The organism is Burkholderia sp. Se-20378 (assembly GCF_017104665.1).
GTDB classification, from domain to species: Bacteria; Pseudomonadota; Gammaproteobacteria; order Burkholderiales; family Burkholderiaceae; genus Burkholderia; species Burkholderia lata.
This window is the reverse complement of sequence record NZ_JAAGPG010000965.1, coordinates 1-1,785: the sequence shown is the minus strand read 5'-3', so window position 1 is coordinate 1,785 and position 1,785 is coordinate 1. Positions and strand designations below refer to the sequence as shown.

General features: G+C 70.6%; 1 protein-coding gene and 1 pseudogene. One reads left to right on the top strand and one right to left on the bottom strand.

Annotation, left to right across the window (positions count from 1 at the left end):
• Positions 1 to 771 (top strand): annotated as a pseudogene (locus tag G3N93_RS39410) (phage tail protein); the annotation flags it as partial.
• A 117-nt stretch (positions 772 to 888) separates the two neighbouring features.
• Here G3N93_RS39410 and G3N93_RS39405 read toward each other — a convergent pair.
• Positions 889 to 1,785, bottom strand: an 897-nt coding sequence (locus tag G3N93_RS39405) for a glycosyltransferase (protein WP_206135460.1), incomplete at its 5' end; no start/stop codon positions are given.

Here is a 1,785-nt window from a genome sequence, read left to right as displayed (position 1 = left end):
GCGACCGCCGAGGCCGAAGCCGTCACGCAACGCCATACCGAAGCCATCGCGCAGGCCGAGGCGGCCGCGCAACGCCACGCCGACGCCACCGCGCAGGCCGAGGCCGTCACGCAGCGTCATACCGAAGCGATCGCCCAAGCCGAAGCGGCTGCGCAGCACCACGCGCAGGCCGTCGCCGACGCCGAGGCGCTGGTCGAGGCCGTCGTCAAGGAAGCCGCGACCAACGCAGTTGCCGCCACGGCGGTTGCAGCCGAAGTCGTCGAACCTGCGCCGGCCGACGCGCCGGCGGCAGAACCGGCCGTGATCGCGCCCGCGCCGGCTGCGGCCGAAACGGTGGATTCGACGGCCGAGGCCGCAACGGCCATCGTCGCGACGGCGCAAGCCGAAACGCCGGTTGTAGTCGAAGCCGAAGTCGAAGCCGCCGCCATCACCCCGGCCCCGTCCGACAAATCGACGCTGCACGTGTCGCGTCCGACGCAGAACGAACTCACGCTGACCATCAACGGCGAATCGATCACGCTGCATCCGGAGCAACTGGGCCAGCTGATCGAGGAACTCGCGCATGCGCGTGCGTCGATGCAGCCTGAGCCGCCGTCCGGCATCCCGTCCGGCTGGCGCTTCGTGACGACGAAGAACCCGATGATGGCCGTGCAGAAGCAGTCGAACGGCGACCGCCTGCTGGTGGCCCGTCACACGGGCTACGGCTGGGTGCCGTTCACGTTCTCGCCGGACGTCGTGGTCCAGATGTACATGATGCTGACCCAGCGCTAAGCACCGGCAGGCCGTACCGCCGAAAAAGCCCCGCCGAAAACGAAACAGCCCGACCGGTTTCCACCGATCGGGCTGTTTGCTTTGCGGCTGCCGGGAGGCACGCCTCCCGGGCCATACTCAGCGATCCACCGGCGCCTGCACGCGCGCCTTCCACTGGCCGCCCTTGCCGCGCCAGTAGCGCCACGCGGACGCGAACGTCGCACCCACGTAGAACAGCGCGACGAGCGGCAGCGCCGGCGCCCACAGCGGCGAGCGGCGGTAGTAGCGCAGCATCGGCGCATACGCGGCGCACATCGACGCCCACGCGAGCCACGCCGGCCATGCGCGCGCGCCGTACGCGAGCGCCGCCGCGGGCGGCACGAGATAGATGATCGTCATCCAGAGCCGCGTGCCGGCCAGCAGCAGCGGCGAATAGTGCAGCTGCGTGAACGCGGTGCGCGCGATCATGTTCCAGATGTCGCGCCAGCTGTCGTACGGGCGCAGCGACACGCTGCGGTCGGCCAGGTCGAGCCGGATCGGATGGCGGCCTTCGCCGCGATGCTTGATCTGCGCGGCGAGGCTGCAGTCGTCGATCAGCGCGCCGCGGATCGACTCGATGCCGCCCGCTTCCTCAAGCGCCGTGCGCTTGACGAGCATGCAGCCGCCCGCGGCGCCGGCCGTCCGGTTGCGCGGGTTGTTGATCCACGAGAACGGGTAGAGCTTCGCGAAGAAGAACACGAACGCCGGGATCAGCGCCTTTTCCCAGAACGAATCGCAGCGCAGCCGCACCATCAGCGACACGAGATCGCGGTTCTCGGCCTGCGCGCGCGTGACCAGCTGCGCGACGGCGTCGGGCGGATGGCCGATGTCGGCATCCGTCAGCAGCAGGTAGTCGGCCGGCAGGCCGAGCGTCTGCACCGCGGCAATCCCCTGCGACTGCGCCCACACCTTGCCCGACCAGCCGGCCGGCAGCGGCTTCGCGGCCAGCACCGTCAGCCGGTCGGCGCGGTTGATCGCGAGCGCGGCCGCGCGGGC